The following is a 19,821-nucleotide window of genomic DNA, read 5'->3' on the forward strand; positions in this document are numbered from 1 at the left end:
CGAGGATGTCACCATTCTCAGGGGAAAACATGAGCAAATCGATAATGACAATAGCGCTGCTGTTTACTGTCCTCATGGTGCAAGGATGCAACAAAAGCATGGAATATGAACCACAGGATTTTTTTGAAGGCCGGCAGCTGGACATCGCACAGCTGATTTATGATGGCGATGAAGTGAAACTGAAAGAGAAGCTTCCTTCAATAAGCAAGGAAGAACTGAATCGACCAGTGAAAGCAGACATGACCCTGCTGTTTTGGTCGGTGCTAAACGCAATCTATGATAAAAATACGCCGGAAAGGCTGAAAATAATAACCAACCTGGTTAAAGCTGGCGCAGACCCGTTGCAGCCCAGACCGGAAGGGGGAAGCAGCCCGGCGGAATTTGTCATGAAAGCCGACAAGGGAATTTGGATCAAGGCCATGCTCGACGGAGGTTTACCGCCAAACGCAAAAGACAAGGTATTCAATCAACCCATTATATTCGAAGCTTTAGAAACGAAAAACCCTGAAACGTTAAAGGTGATGCTGGATTATGGTGCGGATATAAATACAATGGATTCATTGGGGAATACCATATTAATAAGCTCTCTGGATTCTCGTTCGTTTGATCATACTATACTTCTGTTGGAGAGAGGTGCAGATAATAAAATCAAGGGTAAGTTTGGTTGGACTATGGGCAATCAGCTCCAACGCTTTATAGATAGAGGGGTAGGCGATGCCGAGGATAAAGAGAAAATTAACAAGATAAAAGAGTTATTAATTAAAAACGGTGGAGACTGGCCTCCTCTACCTGTAGAGAATTGAGACTCCCTTAAGGTCAGCGTCGAAGACATGGAATATGCCGCTCAGAGGCAGAATGGCAACCGCCATCCAGCCCCTGCTTGCCCAGCCGACGTTAACGCAATTCCTTCGCTATGGCACTAAACATCAGCGATGCCTCCAGCGGTTGCGCGCTGAAGGACGGCTCCGCCTGCGGCCAGGTAGACCACTGGACGATCACCAGATTCTCCGCCTGATTGACCATAATCATCTGGCCGAAGATCCCCAGCGCCCACAGAGAATGCTTGAGGGAAGCCTGCGGGGCTGGTTCCACGTTGGCCGCATTCACCGGCACTTCGTTGTTCCACCACTGGTAGCCGTAGATGCCGTCAGGATGCGCCGCCGACACCGAGCCTGCCGCCCGCGTCCAGTTGGACGACTGGGCTACCCAATCTTCCGGCAAGATCTGTTTGCCGTCCGGCAACCTCCCGTTATGCAGGATGAACTCGCCGAAGCGCCCCCAGTCTTCCAGCGTGGCGTTGAACCCGTGCGCACCCACGTCATGCTGGCCTTTGGCGTAGGCATGCCACACGCCGTCGCTCGCCATGCCGTAGGGCTGCCAGATGCTTTGCTGCAGATAGGCCGCCAGCGGCATGCCGGTGGCGCGCTCCAGCACGTCGCCCAGCAGCCACGCGCCGCCGGAGGAGTAAGACCAGTTCTGCCCGGCCGGATGCGCACGCTGCAAACCGGCCACCAGCTTGCGCACGCAGGCGTAGGTACCGGGCCTGGCTTCACACTCGGTCAGCTGCGCGAAGTCCGATTTCGGGTTGGTGTAATCCTCATTCCACGCCACGCCGGAGGTGTGGGTGATCAGCTGCCTGAGGGTCACGCCGTCCCACGCGGTGCCTTTCAGATCGGGTTCGTATTGCGTGATGAGATCGTCGAGCGAGTGGATCTTGCCCTGTTTAATCGCCACGCCCACCAGCGTGGCGACCACCGATTTGCCTACCGAGCGCGACGTCCACAGGGTGGCGTCGGTATTGCCCTGCCCCAGGTATTTCCAGGCGATTTTGCCGTCCTTCAATACCAGCATGCCGCTGACGTTCTGGCGCTGCAGGTAATCCTGCAGGCTGTAGGTTTTGCCATTCACCCGATAGCTGGCGTCCGTTAGCGGTTTAGCGGCAGCCGGCAGCGGGGCGGCATTGCCGTGATGGAACACATCCCCCGCATAGTTGCGGTAGTCGTTACGAAAACCGATCACCCGGTCGCTCTGGCTCCAGGTGAGCATCTTGTGCGTGTCCGGCAATTGCGTATCGAAAGGCGCGGGACAGGCGCTGAGTTCGGTGCCCGCACAGGCGGCCAGCGCGGCGGGCGCTAGCAGGCCGCTGCAGAGACTAATGACAACGCCCGCCAGCAGGCTGCGGTTAAACACTTTGTTTTTCATATTTTTTCTCGCTTAGCTCAGGAAGGCGTTCAGCTTAAAAAAACGCGGCCTATAATAAAAAACGCCTGATGGGGGAAAATCCCCCGCAAAATCGACGGGAGAACCGCGTGCCGAGCCTGATTTATTCCTTTGCCCAACTGGAAGCCTTCACCGCCGTGGCCGAGCACGGCAGCCTGGCGAAAGCCGCGCTCAAGCTGGGCAAAGACCGCACGACGCTGCGCGATTTGATTGATTTTCTCGAGGATGGTTTGGGCTATGCGCTGTTCTTGCGCGAGGGGCGCAGCCTGCACCTGACGCCGGAGGGCGAACAGCTGCAGCGCCAGGCGCACCTGCTGATGCGCCAGGTGAAGGCGTTCGAGGCATTTGCCAAAGACGTGCCCAAGAGCGCGGCGCAGGAAATATCGCTGGTTTACGATCCCTTTACGCCCCGCGCGCTGCTGCAGGCGCTGATTGCCGCTATGGCCCAACGCAACACGCGGCTGAGCCTGATTAACGCCTCACGCGACGAAGCGGAAAGGCTGCTGGCAAACGGCCAGGCCGATCTGGGGATCTGTCAGGCGCGCCACCGCAGCGTGGGCGACACCATGGAGTGGCGCGCCTTAGGGGCGATAGAGATGGATTTCTACGCCGCCGAAACGCTTTTCCCCGGCGCGGAACAGCCGCTTTCGCTGCTGGAGCTCTCGCTCACGCCGCAGGTGATCATGCACCCGGATTCTGACGAGCCCGTGGCGCGACGCCTGCAAATTTCAGGGCACACAATCTTCACTAACGAACTGGAAATGCTGCGCGCCCTGCTCGAACAGGGCTGCGGCTGGGGATTCCTGCCGACGCATATGCATGCGGAACAGTGGAAAAACGTCAGCACGCTGCGCACCGAAGTGGGCAGCCAGGGGATCAGCCAAACCATGGTGACCATCTGGAAGCCGGGCAATGACCGGCGGGCGCTGATTGATGAGACGTTGGGGTTGTTGCCGGGGTTGTGGAGAGGGGTTGGGGGTGAAAAGTTGCTGTAGATTAGCGGTGTTGTTACCGGTAGTCGATCGTAGAACTCATGGTCCGCGTTCCTTTTTCGATCGTTCTTAAGCAGGGATAGCAATTTTCTGCCTATGAGCCCCTCGCGTCTTCACTCCACCGCTGCGCTGGTTTATTGCTTTGAGGGGCGGCTTTGAGCGAAGAGCGGACGTTTGCGTAGCGCTCTGTACAAAAAAATGAATATGCTAACTTAAAATGGGAATTTATTGCTCATAGGAAAGCAGCTTTAGAAATCATTCAGTGTGATTTTCATCTTTTGATTTTTCAATAAAGTTTTTTACCTGCCTTACTTTCTCTCTTAACACCTTGTTTTGGCTATAACTTTCGAGCTGATTAAATTTGTAGAAACTATATTTTCTCAATTCTGATTCAGCACACATTTTCATCAATATTAAGGCATCAGGGTAATCTACAAGTTTTTCGTTTTCGATGTAGTAACGTCGGTAGCTTAATATATCGAAAATTTCAACCTCATCCTCATCATTGACTACAACCCTACTGAATAGCGAAAAATTCCTCTTAAAATTCATCATAAATTCAAAATCAAGGTCATTATTTAAAAATATTTTTTGCGCACAATAATTGACAAAATTATTGATGTCACGTTCGAAATCCACCTTATTTTTCTGCTTATCAGTCTCTTCCCTGATTATATCTATTTCGATTTGTTCTAATGATTTTTGATTTTTATTATCTTTCTGTTTTTCATATGCTGATTGGATGCGTTCATCCGTAATCCCCAACCCTCCTAGAATTAAATTACGCTCTTTATAATGTCTTCTGTCTGGAGTAAAAACATACTCATCTGCTTTTTCGATTCGTTGATAATGGTACTCATAAACAGGCTTGCCATCATAACTATCACTTAATAATATATAATACTGAAAGGTTGAAAACAACTCAATATAACACCATAATAAAGAAGGATCTTTTTTCGAAGTAAATAGAATTAAATTATGTGAAGGATAATTAGCCAAACTTGCTTTATCATTTTCAATGAATCCATCAATTATACTCAAAGGAGCATATTGAACTAAAGTTATTCTTTCATCAATATATCCGTGATTGTCTTCTGAGATTTTTAACGCTAAATTTAAAGTCTCTCTCGAAATTCCGTGTGTGCAGGCAAAACCAATGGCAATTTTCGCAACCCCCCTTTTAAAAGCAATATTCTCCATAGGAAACTGATATTGCACATTGCAATCAATGTCGTCGCACATAATTATTTCAGGAGGGGTATCCAATTCCATGCTCTGGATTTCTTTTTGAACTATTGATTTATGGTTCTCAAAATTTTTCTTTTGGGAGTAGATAATAACTTTTTTATAATCCTCAGTAAACCTATGAAAGGGTTTGATGGGAGAGACTTTAAAATTTTTCCAAAAAACTTTAGTATCTTTAAGGTTCATGCCATAAGCATCTTTTTCGCTTATTATCGTACCGGGTATGGACGGACTTTTGTTTGCCTTCCTGTCTGTTTTTATATCAAGCCGTGTTGCTATTCCTTCAAATATAGCATTAAAAGGATTATCTATTTTTCGGCTGAGATCGCCACCACATTTTTTGCAAAGGATGCCCTTGCTGACTAAATTTCCACCTATGGCCTGTTGTATAACATGCTCTCCATGGTCTACTGTAGAATTTTCATTAAAATCATTTCCGCAAAGATAACATACGTCCATAACTTATCCTTAAGGTAAAAAAATTTTTAGCATTAGTGATTATATGTTATTAGGGAATTTTTTAGAAATGTAATTTTTAACAGTTTTCTGGTGATTTAATGATAAACCGCACCCGCTTATTTATGCGTTAATCAAATGACATGACTCAACGGTAACTTGCATAACAAGCTCTTTGAGAGTAATGCGCAAACGACTACCTATGCTTGATTTTTTTCCATCGGTTAACAGTAAATCATTTTAATGAATTCCGCTTCTGGCAGGAAACCGCCGGTCTGGAGGCTGGCATACCCGTTAAGAGGGAGCGAACATTAATGGTTAAGTTAACGGACGTCTAAAAGCACAGCTTTTAGACGTCAAGCGAACGGCAAAAGCAACAGTTGATCACATTTTAGAGTGATCTTGCTGCACGCCCCGGGGTCATGAACTCTTGGCCAGTAATTTCAGAGGATATTTCATCAATAAATTGAGTTGGGGCTATCTGGATGAATTCACTTAAAAGCCAGTTATGCTGGCTAACGAAATGCTTGACTAAATAATCTGGGTTATATCTTGCCAACTCGCTTAGGCGATGCATTGCTCCAAACATTAGTGGGACTATATGTCGTTCTATAAATTATGGCAGGTTGCGTTTGTCTCGTTTTAAATGCCAAAGACGCATAGGTCCGTGGATATAGAATACATATTTTCTAGTGTCTTGGTGGTATTTTGTTAGTTGCTGTAGATTTGTTGTTTGGTTTCCATTTCCTCTCTGCCACTTAAATCATTTCTTTCTTCTTACTCGATAGCAAGTATTGTCACCGACATCCTTTTCAAAAGTGGGTGGCAGAGTTCTTAAAGTCTGCCCGTGAACATAGTGAGGATCGAGAATTGCAGTAAACCACGAATTTACGGATGCTGGCGCATGTACGTACTCAGATTCTTTTATCGGCAAGAATAGTCACATATTGTTCATGTCAACTCCTAGTAATTCAGTCAATCTTGAAATGAGTCGTTGCTTTCTCTCACTCGGAGTTAGTTCATTATTGTTCATTATTGCTTTATAATTTATATAGATTTCTCTAAACTCTGTATCTGAAAAGCCTATAGTGATATTTTCACCTTCAACAACCTCTGATGTTTTTGCTATTACCTCTGTGAATCTTGATAGATTGCACATCCTAAATGTCTCAGTTCCTTTTTTTGTTTTTGGAATGTGGTAAACCTGTTTATTAAAGTTATAATCCACAGCCATATGAACACTGTAGTCATCAAAATGAGGATTTATTATTATATAATCATTGCTATTTTTAGGATATTTTACAGCAGCTATAACACTAGGTTCTAAAACATTAAACTCACCTTTCTTAGTATTGCAATCCTTGCATGTCAGTGCATAATTATGCGGCTCGTAGGTGAATTGAGGGTGTGTGTCTTTGGGGATAATATGATCTATATCCCAGCAATACCCATGGAAGTCTTGCCTGAATCTATTGCAATAAGCACAATGATAATCTTGCTGCGCAAGATAATGCTTTCTTATCGCTCCCCTCAGCTTAACTCTAATTTTGTCAGTTCCATCCCAGTGGCCTGAATCACCATCAAAAGTCTCCACATGTCTGAGTAAGTCACCTTTGAACTCGATTGCTTGCAATATCATTAAAATCCCCTTAAATTAGCAATAGCTTTAATTTGTTTGTACATTACCAATACAGGATCGCAGTCATCTATTTTTTCATTTCTAATTAAATTTTGAACACCATCAATAAAATTTTCATCTTCATAATTTATCTCAATTTTTTTTGTCTGTTTAGTGAGAATTAATAATAACTTATTTATTATTGCCTCATTATCAAAACCAGGGCTTTTAAAAATATCCACTAGTTGATGAGCAGCGGATTTTCTTCTATACGATGATGCTGAATGTAACTCTTGCCAATTTGTTGAAATTATTTCCCCAGTTGTTGAAATATGATTTCTGTTATTTTTATGCATAGGATTTAAATTTAACAAAGACACTATGCAACCATTATTGCTCTGTAGTCCTGAAATTATTTGTGGCGAGTGTGTCGCAATAAAAATATGACTTTGCAGATTTGATGGACATAAGCAGTCTAGAAACTTCATATAGTTTATTTGCCACTCAGGGTGAAGACTATTTTCTGGTTCATCAATGCAAATCAAAGAATTTTTTTTCGCGAAAATAGATATGAGTATTGCATTTAAAAGTAAAGATTGTTGTCCAGAACTAAGGTCATGATGGCTTACCCATTTCAAAGAGTTGTCACGCTGAACTTTTATTTTTGCAGGGGCAATAAAACCCACTGCTATTCCGATTCTTAATAAGTCAGTATTAGTCTGTTCTGATAGAATCTGATATCTAGGGGAATCAAAGTGTAAAACACCCTCTCCTAAGCTAATTGTTTTATTGTCAATAAAATCATAAAAATTGAAAAATTCTTCAATATCACTTGAACTAATGTGATTCATCCTGGCGAGATAAAGGAACTCCCTAGAGAGGGAATGAACAACTGAGACATGACTAGGTTCATTTAATTCCTGACGCTCGTACGCATCCTTTATTTTACAAACTCTATCAACATTTAATTCCAAATTAAATCTAATCTCAGGGTGTATTCCGATCATGGAAAAAGCTTTAAAGCATCTTTCTTTATCCTGTATGGTTCTCACCGTTTTGTTATTGATTTCATTTTGTGTATTAGTTATTTCCCTTAATGATAATTGGATTACTTCATTTAAGGCCCTCCCTACTTCCAAGGTAGGATCTGCTTGGATATAATAATCAGGATTATAGATTTTATTTTTTTCCAAGAAGGTTTTTTTTAGCGCAAACTTATTATATCGAGCATTGCATATGGCAATTATTCTCGATGGTTGCGATTTTGACGAAGAAGAAACTTGACACTCTTTACTTTTCTTAGGGTTGATAAATAGAAAGCTATTAATAGCTTTGCTTAGTAAAGTAGACTTACCACACCCATTCTCACCTGTAATTAATGTGTAAAAGCTCTCATTATTCAATTTATTGTCAATGCTAACTATAACGTCATCTTTTCTGTGATTTTTTATTGTATCAAGCTTAAACATTATGATCTCCCTATATTAAGTTAGAATCGTATTCGTAGGCTTACGATTTAACCTTCTATCTTCTATTATATTTTTTAATTTATAACTTGTGAATATAATTTTTCACCCTACGTGAATTATAAAAAAAGTACGCGCGTATCGTCCACTAAAACAATGCGTACTTTTCAACGTCCGCTCCTGGCACAGGGCTGCTGTTGCAGCCCTGATAACCTTAGACTTCAATCGATTCAGAAATCTCTAACGCATCATCGACTTCAATGCCCAGATAACGGACCGTGCTTTCCAGTTTCTTATGACCTAACAGGAGTTGAATCACACGAAGATTCTTAGTTTTCTTGTAGATCAGGTAAGGTTTTGTTCTTCTCATGGAATGTGTACTGTAAAGCGAATCTTCGAGACCAATTTTTGCTACCCACCCATGAAAAATTCGGTTGTATTGCCGGGGTGATATGTGTTGGTTAGTACCGACCCGAGATCGGAACAGGTAGTCTTTACTGCGTAAATTGCCAAGCTTTATCAATGCAGAAACAGCCTCTCTTGTCCCTTTGGTTATCTCAAATTGGACAGGGCTGCCGGTTTTCTGTTGTAGCACCGTAGCTCTGCTTGAAACAGAGCTACCATATGCAACATCAGATACTTTGAGTTTTACCAGATCACAGCCTCGAAGCTTACTATCAAGGGCCATATTGAACAGAGCCAAATCGCGCGTTTTACCTTCCAGCTCAAGCCTGATTCGGATCCCCCAGATATGAGATATCTGAAGTGGTCTTTTTTGGCCGATGATACGGTCTTTGTTCCACGGTGATGTGTTCATACTCAAATCTCCTGAAATGTGGGTGATCTGAGTATGGCTGTCCCTCATGAGTGAGAAGCGGACATCTTTTCCTATAACGGGCTGCACGCCTTAATAACCATTGGTCATCCACAATATTTTAGCTACATCATCTAACCCGTCTGGAAGATGTTCCCTATACTAGTTGAGATATGAAGGAAATGCTGCTTTTTGCAAATCATCAAGTATCGCAATAACTTCAGTGCCTAACCCACATGCCAGAGGCCCTCTAAAGGAGAATGGTATGATCATGCAGGATACTTACATTCCCATCGATAATTAAATTATCCCTCAGGCTGTACACCAAGATGAGTACGGTTCATCTCAATAAAAACTATGTTTTACAGTATGTTGTGGATCATTAATGTCACCATCAACCCGACAACGGCTGATATTTTTGAATAAAGCTCCTAAAGAGTGATATATATATGCCGATAACTAAGTAAATATAACGTCTATTGCCTGAGATTGGATATATACCTCATGAATGAGAAAAGTATTGTCGGAACAACCGCTGGTATAATTGGCAGCTCTGAAAATTACGCAGACAATGTAGTCTTGGGGGCAACCAGAGGTCATGGATTTGCTGCTGAAAAAGCGAATCACCTTAAGGATGTGATGTCAGGGAAAAATGCAAAGATTGTTGGCGGTGACAATGTCAAAAATGGCGCTGACAGACTGGTGGATGGCATTCACATACAAACAAAATATTGTAATTCAGGCTCAAAATGTATCAGTGAATGTTTTGAAAATGGAACTTTCCGCTACTTAAACACTGATGGTACTCCTATGCAAATAGAAGTACCGTCAGATAAATATGATGATGCGGTGAAGGCAATGGAGAATAGAATAAAAAATAATCAGGTGCCAGGTATAAAAGATCCAGAATTAGCGAAAGATATTGTCAGAAAAGGTTCATTCACATATGAACAAGTAAGGAATATTGCTAAATTTGGTACTATTGAAAGCTTAACTTATGATGCAATAAACGGCATTAAGTTGGCTGGTACTGCAATGGGAATCTCTGCGGCTGTTTCATTCGCTGTCGCTCTATGGAATGGCGAAGACTGGGATAAAGCTCTTGAATCATCTTGCTATGCTGGATTAAAAGTGGGGGGTGTAGCCTGGGTTAGTAGCATCATTACTGCTCAACTTGGCAGAACAGGTATAGAACAAAGTTTGCGTGGCGCTACAGATTGGATCGTTCAGCAAATGGGGCCTAAAGCTGCCGCATGGATTGCAAATGGTTTACGATCAGGTAATGCGATTTATGGTGCCGCTGCGATGAACCACGTTAGCAAACTTTTGCGCGGGAATATCGTCACAGGTGTTGTCACTACTCTGGTTATATCTTCGGTAGATTTTGTTCGAATGTTTCAGGGCCGATGCTCAGGCGCTCAATTATTCAAGAATGTTACAGCTACTGCATCTGGAGTTGCTGGCGGAACAGGTGGCTGGATGGCAGGCGCTGCTGGAGGAGCCGCATTGGGTTCACTTATTCCTTTCGTTGGCACGGCTGCAGGCGGAATCATCGGGGGGTTACTAGGTGCGTTTGCCGGTGGTACGGCTGCAAATGCTGCAGTTTCAGCTATTCTCGATGAGTTTATTGAGGACGATGCTAAAGAAATGCTTAAAATAGTTGAAGAAGCATTTGGTGAACTTGCTTTTAATTATCTGTTAAGTGAGCAAGAGGCAAAGTCAGTTATTGATGGTTTTAAAGAGAAGGACGTACCAGATTTTTTGCGAGATATGTATGCATCTTCTGACCGCCCGTTGTTTGCAAAAAATGAATTTGAACCAATGATTATAAATATTGCTAAGAATAGGAATGTTATTTCTCTACCTACTGATGCTCAACTATTACAAAAAACCGCAAAAATCATAGATACCCTTGTAGCAGCTTAATTATTCAGTGTGTATTAGCTCAGGTATGAGCTAATACATCACATTACGTCCATATCATTCCCAAATAGAATATTAATTCGTTTAATAGTAATTAAATTTTTATGCCTCATTAGGTTTGGGAATCGGAACATGAACCAACTGAAAGCAACCTTTGGTGACAGAGCCCATCTGATCTGCCCCCTGTTGATTAACATGGGCTGGCACTAGCAACGTCCGCTTCTGGCAAAACGGACTTCCATGCTCGACTTCTCCCGTAGAAAACTCCTTACCCACTCCCCCCTAGCACCGCCCCCGCCCTTTCCCTACAATAAGGGATCTGTTGAGGCATAACGCAAGGAAAGACGGTGTCGAAAGCCAATCCCAATGCCACTATCGTGGATATCGCCCGCCGCGCCAGGGTGACCAATATCACCGTTTCCCGCGCCTTCAATAAGCCCGAGCTGGTCAAGCCGGAAACCCGCGAGCGCATTCATGCCATCGCCAAAGAGCTGAACTATGTGCCCAACGCCTTCGCGCAGGGGCTGAAAAGCAGCAGCAGCCAGATTATCGGCATCGTCACCAGCAGCATGTACAACCCGTTCTATTCCGGCCTGATCAAGACCGTGTCGCGCATTGCGCGTCAGCAGGGTTACCAGATCATGCTGTTCGACACCGACGGCAGCGAGGAGGCGGAAATGCGCGCCATTCAGGCGCTGTTCGGCTATAAGGCGCGGGGCATCCTGCTGTCGGCGGTGCGCGACGACAAGCGCTACCGCCCCGCCTATCTCGAGCTGGCCGTGGTGTACGGCGTGCCGCTGATCCTGATCGACCGCGATCTTTACGATCAGCAGCTGAGCGGCGTGTTCCTCGATAACCGCGAGATCGGCGTGCTGGCCGGGCGCTATCTGGCGGAGCAGCCGGAGAAGAAGCTTTTGATTATCGGCGGCCCGGCGGATTCGGAGATTACGCTAACGCGCACCGCCGGCATCGTCGCGGCGCTACAGGGCAGCGGGCGTGAGATTCATATCATCAACGGCGACTACGATTTCACCTCGCAGGAAAGCGAGGTGCGCGCCTATCTGGCGCAGCCGGAAAACCGCCCGGATTACATCATCGGCCTGAACGGCATCATCACGCTGGGTGCCATCGCCATCTGCCACGAGATGGGTCTCTATCAGCAGGTGAAGTTCTTCTCGATAGACGAGCCGCCGCGCGCCGGCGCTTACGGCCTGCACATTCCGGGGGTGTATCACGATACGCAAAAGCTGGGGGAGATCGCCGCGGAGCTGCTGTTCAGCGCCATTAATAGCCCGCGCGGCGAGTTGCCGGTGCGCAGAGAGTTCTTCACCGGCTCGCTGTTGAATCGCTGACGGGCGCTATTGCCCGTAGTAGGCGTGTTTGCCGTGCTTGCGCAGGAAATGTTTGTCCAATAGCTCCGGCTGCATCGGGGCGATGGCCGGCGCCAGCTGGCGCGTCGCCATCGCCATGATCGCCACCTCCTCCAGCACCACCGCGTTGTGCACCGCATCCGCCGCGTCCTTGCCCCAGGCGAACGGGCCGTGGGAGTAAACCAACACTCCCGGCACCTGCTGCGGATCGCGCCCCGCCTGACTGAAGGTCTCAATAATCACCTTGCCGGTTTCCCCCTCGTAATCCCCGGCGATCTCCGCCTCGCTCATCGGCCGGGTGCAGGGAATGTCACCGTAAAAGTAGTCGGCGTGGGTGGTGCCCAGCGCCGGGATCGGCTGCCCGGCCTGCGCCCAGATGGTGGCGTTGCGGCTGTGGGTGTGCACCACGCCGCCGATATCGGCGAAGGCGCGGTACAGCGCCAGGTGGGTGGCGGTGTCGGATGAGGGCTTGCGGTGCCCTTCGCGCACCTTGCCCTCCAGATCCACCACCACCAGATCCGCCAGCGTCATCGCCTCGTAGGCGATGCCCGAAGGCTTGATCACCACCAGCCCGCTCTGGCGATCGATCGCCGAGACGTTGCCCCAGGTAAAGGTCACCAGCCCGTATGCCGGCAGGCTGAGGTTGGCGGCCAGCACCTGCCGCTTGAGTTCGTTCAGCATGCGATGCCTCCCTCATTCATCTGTTGTTCGATCCAGGCCTTGGCCTGGGCGATGCGTTGCTTGTCCTGCCCGTCTTCGCGCGCCCACATCTCCAGCAGGTAGGGGCCGCGATAGCCGAGCGCATTGAGCACGGAAAAGGCGTGGGCGAAATCCACGCAGCCCTCGCCGAACGGCACGTCGCGGAACTGCCCGGCGCTGCCCTGCCCCACCGCGACGGTGTCTTTGAGGTGCATGGCGGTGATGCTGCCGATGCCCAGCGCCAGCTCGGCGGCGACGTCGTTGCCCCAGGCGCTGAGGTTGCCGAGATCGGGATACACCGTGAACCACGGGCTGTTGACGTGGCGGGCGATGTCGCGCCATTTACTGATGCTATTGATGAACGGCGTGTCCATCACCTCCACCGACAGCATCACCTGCGCCCTGGCGGCCTGCGCCGCCGCCCACTGCATGCCCTCGATAAAGCGCTCGCGGCTGTGGCGATCGGCGGGTTCGTAATAGACGTCGTAACCCGCCAGCTGGATGTTGCGGATGCCGAGATCCGTCGCCAATTCCAGCGCCTTGCTCATCAGCCCCCGCGCCCGCTCGCGGGTGGCGGCGTCATGGCTGCCGAACGGATCGCGCCGGTGCGCCGACAGGCACAGGCTCGGCACCGTCACCCCGCTGTCGAGCCGCGCCTGGATAAACGCCAGCCGCTGGCGGCGATCCCAGTCCAGCCGCTGCTGGCGCGCCGGCTGTTCGTCGATCGACATCTCCACGAACTCAAAGCCCAGCTCGGCGGCGGTGGCCAGCCGCTGCGGCCAGCTCAGTTCAGCGGGCAGCGCCTTTTCATACAGCCCCAGACAGGCGGCGTTAGTCGTTTGCATCAGTCACCTCACTCAAAGCCTGAGCGACCGCCAGATAGCGCGCCTGCTGGGCGCGCAGGCGCCGATGGGCGGCGGTCGCGGGATAATAACAGCGCAGTTTGGGCGGCGCGGCGGCGATCGCTTCGGCGAACCCGGCGTACTCCCCGGCGCCGACGGCGGCGCACAGGGCAGCGGCGCGGCAGCCGCTCTGGCGCGTTTCCACCACCTCAAGCGGCAGGTTGCCGGCGTCGGCGTACATCTGCATCCAGACCTCGGACTGCGTCGGCCCGCCGGTCATGCGTACCCGCTCGATGCGCGGGTTCAGCTGCACCATGCGCTCCTGATGGATCAGGTGCGAGAACACGATGCCCTGGTAGATCGCCTGCACTACGTCCGCCATCTCGTGGTGGGCGCTCAGGCCAATCAGCCCGCCCGGCGTGTTGCCGCCGAGGTTGGAGCCGTACAGATAAGGCAGGAACAGCAGCCCGCTGGGCTGCTCGCGGCGCTCGGCCACCCAAGCGTTGAACTGGGCGTAGCGCTGCCGGTCGTCGGCGCAAAACTGGCGCAGGAACCAGGCCAGGTTGCCGGCCGAGGTCGGGCTGCCTTCGTGCACGAAATAGCGGCCGTCGATGCAGTAGCGCCCCCAGGCGTAGGGATAATCGGCGGGAATGATGCGCTCGGTCACGCAGGTGGCGATCGACCAGGTGCCCGCCACCGCGCTGAGCGTGCGGTCGTCCGCCACGCCGGAGCTGAGCGCCGCGCCCACCACGTCGAATAGGCCGCCGTACACCGCGGTGCCCGTTCGCAGGCCGCACTGCGCCGCCGCCGCGGCCGTCACCCGCCCGGCCAGCTGCGCCGAGCCGATCACCGGCGCGGTCTTCTCCTGCGCCTCTTCGATGCCGAAGGCCGCCATCAGCATCGGATCGTAAGCGCCGCTGCGCTGGTTAAACAGATTGCTGCCGGAGATGTTGGTCACCTCGGCCGCCGCCTCGCCGGTGAGGCGAAAGCGCAGGTAGTCGTGTGCCATCAGGATGCGATCGACGGCGGCGTACTGCGCCGGTTGCCGCTGCTTCAGCCAGCGCAGCAGCAGCGCCGGGTGGCTGGGCCACAGCGGCTGCAGGCTGCGCGGGTAGGTCTGCGGGCCCACGCCGGTGCGGCGCAGCTCAGCCGCCGTGGCCGCCGCGCGGTTGTCCGAAGAGAGAATGCCGTTGCCGACCGGCTTGCCGTGGCGGTCGATGGCGTACAGCCCTTTGCCGTGCGCCGAGAAGCTGACGCCGCGCACCTGCCCGGCCTCCAGCCCCGCCGCGTGCAGCGTCTGGCGGATCGCCGCGCAAACGTCATCCCACAGCGCGTCCATATTGCGTTCGCTGAAGCCCGGCTGGGCGGCGATCGCCGCGCCGTCGCGCTCGGCGATCGCCAGCTCTTCGCCGCTTGCCCGGTACAGCCCGGCCTTGATCACCGTGCCGCCGACGTCTATGCCAAGAAAGACTGCCATCGCGCCTCCTATTTGCGCCGCACGGAGCTGAGGTAGATGGCGGCCAGGATGATGCCGCCCTTCACCACGTTCTGGATATACGGCGACACGTTCATCAGATTGAGGCCGTTGTTGAGCACCCCGAGCATCATCGCCCCCACCAGCGTGCCGACGATGGCGCCGCGCCCGCCGGAGATCGCCGCCCCGCCCAGCACCACCGCGGCGATGGCGTCCAGCTCGAAGCCTTCGCCGGCGTTGGGCTGCCCGCTCATCAGGCGCGAGATCAGCACCAGCCCGGCCAGCGCGGCGGTCAGGCCGCTGATCACGTACACCAGCATCTTGTAGCGCGGCACGCGGATGCCGCTCAGCCGCGCCGCCTCTTCGTTGCCGCCCATCGCATAGACGTAGCGGCCGAACGGCAGTTGGTTGAGCATCAGCCAGGCCAGCACGTACACGCCGAGCATGATCAGGATCGGCACCTGGATGCCCAGCACCGTACCGCGGCCGAAGAAGGAGAAGACGTCGGGCAGGCCGGAGATCGGGTAGCCGCCGGTATAGAGCAGCGCCAGGCCGCGGGCGATGCCCATCGACGCCAGGGTGACGATGATCGGCGGCATGCGCAGATAGGCGATGCAGGCGCCGTTGGCCAGGCCGAACAGCGCGCCGACCGCCAGCGCCGCCACCATCGCCAGCGGGATCGGCACCGCCGCCAGCATCAGCCCGGCGGCGACCGAACCGGCCAGCGCCATCACCGGCCCCACCGAGAGATCGATGCCGCCGGTCAGGATGGCGCAGGTCATGCCCACCGCGATGATGGCATTGATAGACACCTGGCGCGCCACGTTGGTCAGGTTGTTGACGCTGAGGAAGCTGTCGTTCAGCAGGCTCATTAATACGAACAAGATCACGAAGCCGATAAACGGCAAGACCGCCGGGTGATGCAGCAGTTTTTCCCAGCGCTTGCCGAGGCTGGGGCCGGCGGCGCGGCGCGCCACGGCGGGTTGTTCAATTCCGATCATAAGGCACTCCCGGTCGCGTGAAGCATGATGTGGTTGGATTCGATGTCGTCGCCGGTCAGCTCGGCGACGATGTGGCCGCCGCGAAACACCAGCACGCGGTCGCACACGCCGATGATCTCCGGCAGTTCGGAGGAAATCATGATGATGGAGATGCCCTGCTGGGTCAGTTGCTGCATCAGCTGGTAGATCTCGGCCTTGGCGCCCACGTCGATGCCGCGCGTCGGCTCGTCGAAGATCAGGATGTTGCAGTCGTTGTTGAGCCAGCGGGCGATCACCACCTTCTGCTGGTTGCCGCCGCTCAGGGTGCTGACGGCGGTCTCGGCGTCCGGGGTTTTCACCCCCACGGCGCGGATCAGCCGCTGCACCACGTCGCGATCCTTGCGGGCGCTGACGAAGATCTTGCCGCGCCGGTGGTGCCGGTTGAGGGTGATGTTCTGCGCCACCGAGAACGGCAGCACCAGGCCCTCAGTTTTGCGGCTCTCCGGCAGCAGGCCGATGCCCTGCGCCAGCGCCTGCGCCGGGGAGCGCAGCGCCGCCGGTTGGCCGCCGAGGCTGACGCGTTTGCGGTGGCAGCGGCTGGCGCCGATCAGCGCCGAGACGGTCTCGGTGCGCCCGGATCCCACCAGCCCGGCGAAGCCGAGGATCTCGCCCTTGTGCAGGTGGAAGCGGTCGGTCGCGCCGTGCTTCTCGCGCTGGATCTCCGCCTCCAGCAGCACCGTCGCGGTATCGACCGGGTGCTGTTTCACCGGGAAGGCGTTCTCGATTTTGCGCCCGACCATCAGCCGCACCAGCTCTTCCACGTTGGTGTCGCCGGTAGCCAGCGTTTCGATGTAAGCACCGTCGCGCAGCACGGTGATGCGATCGCAGATGGTGAAGATCTCGTCCAGGTGGTGCGAGATAAACACCATGCCGACGCCCAGCAGCCGCAGATCGTTCATCACGCTGAACAGGTGCTCGGCCTCGCCCGGCGTCAACGTGGCGGTCGGTTCGTCCAGCACCAGCACCCGTGCCTCCAGCGACAGCGCCTTGGCGATCTCAACGAACTGCTGCTGCGCCACGCTCAGCTGCTCCACCGGGCAATCGAGATCGATAGCCACCGTCAGCCGCTTGAAGATCGCCTCGGCCTTGCGCCGCATCGCCCACCGATCCAGCAGGCCCCAGCGGTTCCTGATCTCCCGGTTGAGGAAGATGTTGTCGATGGCGCTCATGTAGGGAATCAACGAGAATTCCTGAAAAATAATGCCGACGCCGGCCTCGATCGCCTGGCGATAGTTGTTAAAGCGGCGCTGCTCGCCGTCGATAAAAATATCGCCCTCGTCCGGCTGATAGATGCCGCACATGATTTTCACCAGCGTCGATTTGCCGGCGCCGTTTTCGCCCAGCAGGGCGTGCACTTCGCCGCGTTGAATGGCCAGATCGATGCCGTCCAGCGCCTTCACGCCGGGAAAGCTCTTCTTTATTCGCTTCAGTTCCAGTAAAGGTGTCACCGCATTGCCCTCCGCGCCGAACGCCCCGCCGCAGCGGGGCGAACCTGGCCGCTGTTACCAGCTAAAGCCGGCCGCATTGCTGCGGTCGATCAGCTTCACTTTCACCGGCACGGTTTTCGGCACCGTGGCGCCCCAGTAGCGGGCCAGCGCAATGCCGAGCGCGATGCGCAGCTGGTCGCGCGGGAACTGCGCCGAGGTGGCGATAAACGGCGAGTTCGGCTTGAGGATCTCTTTGATGGCTTCCGGCTGGCCGTCTACGCTCACCAGCTTGACCTTGGCGCCGTTGCTTTCGATCGCCGCCAGGGCGCCGAGCGCGCCGACGTCGTTGACGCTGAAGATGCCCGCCAGATCCGGCGCCGACTGCAGCATGTTTTCGGTCACGGTCAGCGCGGTGTCGCGCTCCTGCTTGCCGTTTTGCTTGGTGACGATCTTGATGTCGGGGTATTTCTTCATCGCCGCTTCAAAGCCGCGCACGCGCTCCAGGATCGGCACCACCGGGATGCCGTCGAGGATCGCCACCTTGCCTTTGCCGCCCAGCGCTTTCGCCAGGTACTCGCCCGCCTGGAAGCCGGCGTCGTAGTTTTCCGAGCCGACGAACGAATCCAGCGGCCCTTCCGCCTGGGCGTCGATCGCCACCACCACCGCGCCGGCCTTATGAGCGGAGATCACCGCCGACTGCACCCCCACCGAATCGGTCGGGTTGATCAGCAGGATGTCCACCTTCTTCTGCAGCATGTCTTCCACGTCGCCGATCTGTTTGGCGACGTCATGGCGCGCATCGGCCACGTACACCTTGGCGCCGATATCCGCCGCCGCCTGATCCAGCGCCTGCTTCATGGTGACAAAGTAGTCGTTGTTCATTTCCTGGAACGACATACCGATAGTGATTTGCTTGGCCAGCGCCCCATGGCTGGCCGCCAACATTCCACCGGCGACGATAAAAGGCAGGGTCTTTTTGAATAATGAAAACATAGCCAATTCTCCTGTAGGGAAGCTTCTTGTTGTGGTTATCAGAGCAACAGCATGTCTTTACGTTTGGCCGACCGGCCGGCCCCCCATTGCGAGCGGGCCGGCGATCGTGACTGCAACAACGGTACAGCGGGAGGGTCAGGGAACCAGGATCACCTTGATGGAGTCGGTCGAGTCCGCCAGGGCGAAGGCTTCGTCCCAGTCGTTCAATGAATAGCTGTGGGTAACCACGCCATTGGAGGTCACCAGCCCGCGCTCGAACAGATCGATGGCGATTTCGTAGCTGTAGGGCGCCAGGTGCGCGCCGCGAATGTCCAGCTCTTTGCGATCGCCGATGATCGACCAATCGACGGTGGTTTCCTTGCCGAACACGCTGAACTCCACGAAGCGGCCCAGCTTGCGGATCATCTGCAGCCCCTGGGTGACGCCGATCGGCGCGCCGGTGGCCTCGATATACACGTCGCAGCCGTAGCCGCCGGTCAGCGATTTGACGATCTGGTCGGCGTCTTCCTTCAGCGGGTTGATCACCACGTCGGCGCCAAATTCTTTCGCCAGCGCCAGCCGCTCGTCGATGGCGTCGATCACGATCAGTTTCTTCGGAGTCTTCAGGCGCGCCACCTGCACCATGCACAGCCCGAGCGGCCCGGCGCCGGCCAGCACCACCACGTCGTCCAGCTGGATGTCGCCGCGCGCCACGGTGTGAATGGCGCAGGCCATCGGCTCAATCAATACCGCGTCTTCATGGCTCAGGCTTTCCGGGATCTTGTGCACGATGGCGTTCTCGGAAAAGCGCATGTACTCGGCCATGCCGCCCTCCGCCACGTCTTTTTGGAAACCGTAAATGTTATGCGTCTCACACATCCAGTAACTGCCGGATTTGCAGTAGCGGCACTCCCAGCACGGCACGATCTGCTCGGCGATCACCCGCTCGCCGAGCTGGTATTTGCCTTCCGCGCCCTCGCCCAGCGCGGCGATGCGGCCGTAGAACTCGTGCCCCGGCACCACCGGCGGTTTGACCCACGGGTTTTCCCCCCAAAACATCTGCGCGCCGTTCTTGCACTTGCAGTCGCCGGCGCAGATGCCGCAGCCTTCCACCTTGATCACCAGCTCGCGCGCCTTCGGCAGCGGGGTGGGCACCTGTTCGAAACGATAGTCCTGCGGGCCGTGGCAAACGACCGCGCGCATTTTTTCCGGCAACTGGCTCATCTCTTCCTCCAATACACTCATTAAACGCTTGAATTTTAT

General features: G+C 53.0%; 17 protein-coding genes. 4 read left to right on the forward strand and 13 right to left on the reverse strand.

What is annotated here, in order from left to right:
• Positions 1 to 29 precede the first annotated feature (29 nt).
• Entirely contained in the window at positions 30 to 803 is a 774-nt protein-coding gene (locus ACJ8HH_RS11960; RefSeq protein WP_442520231.1) for an ankyrin repeat domain-containing protein, read from the forward strand.
• Positions 804 to 894: 91 nt separating this feature from the next.
• Here the strand turns inward: ACJ8HH_RS11960 and ACJ8HH_RS11965 are convergent, their stop codons facing one another.
• The gene (locus tag ACJ8HH_RS11965) at positions 895 to 2,202 is read right to left on the reverse strand and encodes a serine hydrolase domain-containing protein (protein ID WP_060451705.1); all 1,308 of its coding nucleotides are present in this window, start codon (positions 2,200 to 2,202) and stop codon (positions 895 to 897) included.
• Between the two features lie 107 nt (positions 2,203 to 2,309).
• On the opposite strand from ACJ8HH_RS11965, the gene ACJ8HH_RS11970 reads away from it, so the two are divergent.
• Positions 2,310 to 3,215: a LysR family transcriptional regulator gene (locus tag ACJ8HH_RS11970; RefSeq protein WP_060451706.1), complete on the forward strand. Its 906-nt coding sequence runs from the start codon at positions 2,310 to 2,312 to the stop codon at positions 3,213 to 3,215.
• A gap of 252 nt (positions 3,216 to 3,467) precedes the next feature.
• On the opposite strand, the gene ACJ8HH_RS11975 is transcribed toward ACJ8HH_RS11970, so the two are convergent.
• The 5 genes from ACJ8HH_RS11975 to ACJ8HH_RS11995 form a co-directional block, all read right to left on the reverse strand.
• Entirely contained in the window at positions 3,468 to 4,916 is a 1,449-nt protein-coding gene (locus ACJ8HH_RS11975) for an HNH endonuclease (protein WP_072274570.1), read from the reverse strand.
• 388 nt (positions 4,917 to 5,304) lie between these two features.
• Positions 5,305 to 5,502: a YaaC family protein gene (locus ACJ8HH_RS11980; RefSeq protein ID WP_072274571.1), complete on the reverse strand. Its 198-nt coding sequence runs from the start codon at positions 5,500 to 5,502 to the stop codon at positions 5,305 to 5,307.
• Between the two features lie 351 nt (positions 5,503 to 5,853).
• Positions 5,854 to 6,552, reverse strand: coding sequence for an HNH endonuclease (locus ACJ8HH_RS11985; RefSeq protein WP_072274572.1), 699 nt, complete (start codon positions 6,550 to 6,552; stop codon positions 5,854 to 5,856).
• Complete coding sequence (locus ACJ8HH_RS11990; RefSeq protein WP_072274573.1) at positions 6,552 to 8,000, reverse strand: ATP-binding protein; 1,449 nt, start codon at positions 7,998 to 8,000, stop codon at positions 6,552 to 6,554. Before ACJ8HH_RS11990 ends, ACJ8HH_RS11985 begins: the two co-directional genes overlap by 1 nt.
• Positions 8,001 to 8,211: 211 nt before the next feature.
• Complete coding sequence (locus ACJ8HH_RS11995; RefSeq protein WP_048216550.1) at positions 8,212 to 8,814, reverse strand: site-specific integrase; 603 nt, start codon at positions 8,812 to 8,814, stop codon at positions 8,212 to 8,214.
• Between the two features lie 501 nt (positions 8,815 to 9,315).
• Here ACJ8HH_RS11995 and ACJ8HH_RS12000 point away from each other — a divergent pair.
• Positions 9,316 to 10,737, forward strand: coding sequence for a hypothetical protein (locus tag ACJ8HH_RS12000; protein ID WP_060451709.1), 1,422 nt, complete (start codon positions 9,316 to 9,318; stop codon positions 10,735 to 10,737).
• A 344-nt stretch (positions 10,738 to 11,081) separates the two neighbouring features.
• Positions 11,082 to 12,086, forward strand: a complete 1,005-nt coding sequence (locus ACJ8HH_RS12005; RefSeq protein ID WP_060451710.1) for a LacI family DNA-binding transcriptional regulator — start codon at positions 11,082 to 11,084, stop codon at positions 12,084 to 12,086.
• 6 nt (positions 12,087 to 12,092) lie between these two features.
• On the opposite strand, the gene araD is transcribed toward ACJ8HH_RS12005, so the two are convergent.
• From araD to ACJ8HH_RS12040, 7 genes are all read right to left on the reverse strand, one after another.
• Complete coding sequence (gene araD / locus ACJ8HH_RS12010; protein ID WP_016927015.1) at positions 12,093 to 12,785, reverse strand: L-ribulose-5-phosphate 4-epimerase; 693 nt, start codon at positions 12,783 to 12,785, stop codon at positions 12,093 to 12,095.
• Complete coding sequence (locus ACJ8HH_RS12015) at positions 12,779 to 13,648, reverse strand: L-ribulose-5-phosphate 3-epimerase (RefSeq protein ID WP_442520232.1); 870 nt, start codon at positions 13,646 to 13,648, stop codon at positions 12,779 to 12,781. Before ACJ8HH_RS12015 ends, araD begins: the two co-directional genes overlap by 7 nt.
• Positions 13,635 to 15,122, reverse strand: coding sequence for an FGGY-family carbohydrate kinase (locus tag ACJ8HH_RS12020; RefSeq protein ID WP_060451712.1), 1,488 nt, complete (start codon positions 15,120 to 15,122; stop codon positions 13,635 to 13,637). Before ACJ8HH_RS12020 ends, ACJ8HH_RS12015 begins: the two co-directional genes overlap by 14 nt.
• Positions 15,123 to 15,130: 8 nt before the next feature.
• Positions 15,131 to 16,120, reverse strand: coding sequence for an ABC transporter permease (locus ACJ8HH_RS12025; RefSeq protein ID WP_060451713.1), 990 nt, complete (start codon positions 16,118 to 16,120; stop codon positions 15,131 to 15,133).
• Positions 16,117 to 17,607, reverse strand: coding sequence for a sugar ABC transporter ATP-binding protein (locus ACJ8HH_RS12030; RefSeq protein ID WP_060451714.1), 1,491 nt, complete (start codon positions 17,605 to 17,607; stop codon positions 16,117 to 16,119). Before ACJ8HH_RS12030 ends, ACJ8HH_RS12025 begins: the two co-directional genes overlap by 4 nt.
• Positions 17,608 to 17,661: 54 nt before the next feature.
• Positions 17,662 to 18,579, reverse strand: coding sequence for an ABC transporter substrate-binding protein (locus tag ACJ8HH_RS12035; RefSeq protein ID WP_015378502.1), 918 nt, complete (start codon positions 18,577 to 18,579; stop codon positions 17,662 to 17,664).
• A gap of 135 nt (positions 18,580 to 18,714) precedes the next feature.
• On the reverse strand, positions 18,715 to 19,782 hold the full coding sequence (locus tag ACJ8HH_RS12040; protein ID WP_019453591.1) for an erythritol/L-threitol dehydrogenase: 1,068 nt from the start codon (positions 19,780 to 19,782) through the stop codon (positions 18,715 to 18,717).
• Between the last annotated feature and the right edge of the window lie 39 nt (positions 19,783 to 19,821).

The sequence above is a fragment of the Serratia sp. CY32780 genome, from assembly GCF_052169135.1.
GTDB lineage: Bacteria > Pseudomonadota > Gammaproteobacteria > Enterobacterales > Enterobacteriaceae > Serratia > Serratia sarumanii.

Coding starts and splice junctions, on each gene's coding strand:
- ACJ8HH_RS11980 (WP_072274571.1), bottom strand. CDS start 5,502: ATGTTTGGAGCAATGCATCGCCTAAGCGAGTTGGCAAGATATAACCCA.
- ACJ8HH_RS11985 (WP_072274572.1), bottom strand. CDS start 6,552: ATGATATTGCAAGCAATCGAGTTCAAAGGTGACTTACTCAGACATGTG.
- ACJ8HH_RS11975 (WP_072274570.1), bottom strand. CDS start 4,916: ATGGACGTATGTTATCTTTGCGGAAATGATTTTAATGAAAATTCTACA.
- ACJ8HH_RS12040 (WP_019453591.1), bottom strand. CDS start 19,782: ATGAGCCAGTTGCCGGAAAAAATGCGCGCGGTCGTTTGCCACGGCCCG.
- ACJ8HH_RS12025 (WP_060451713.1), bottom strand. CDS start 16,120: ATGATCGGAATTGAACAACCCGCCGTGGCGCGCCGCGCCGCCGGCCCC.
- ACJ8HH_RS11965 (WP_060451705.1), bottom strand. CDS start 2,202: ATGAAAAACAAAGTGTTTAACCGCAGCCTGCTGGCGGGCGTTGTCATT.
- araD (WP_016927015.1), bottom strand. CDS start 12,785: ATGCTGAACGAACTCAAGCGGCAGGTGCTGGCCGCCAACCTCAGCCTG.
- ACJ8HH_RS12000 (WP_060451709.1), top strand. CDS start 9,316: ATGAATGAGAAAAGTATTGTCGGAACAACCGCTGGTATAATTGGCAGC.
- ACJ8HH_RS11960 (WP_442520231.1), top strand. CDS start 30: ATGAGCAAATCGATAATGACAATAGCGCTGCTGTTTACTGTCCTCATG.
- ACJ8HH_RS11995 (WP_048216550.1), bottom strand. CDS start 8,814: ATGAACACATCACCGTGGAACAAAGACCGTATCATCGGCCAAAAAAGA.
- ACJ8HH_RS12015 (WP_442520232.1), bottom strand. CDS start 13,648: ATGCAAACGACTAACGCCGCCTGTCTGGGGCTGTATGAAAAGGCGCTG.
- ACJ8HH_RS12035 (WP_015378502.1), bottom strand. CDS start 18,579: ATGTTTTCATTATTCAAAAAGACCCTGCCTTTTATCGTCGCCGGTGGA.
- ACJ8HH_RS12020 (WP_060451712.1), bottom strand. CDS start 15,122: ATGGCAGTCTTTCTTGGCATAGACGTCGGCGGCACGGTGATCAAGGCC.
- ACJ8HH_RS11990 (WP_072274573.1), bottom strand. CDS start 8,000: ATGTTTAAGCTTGATACAATAAAAAATCACAGAAAAGATGACGTTATA.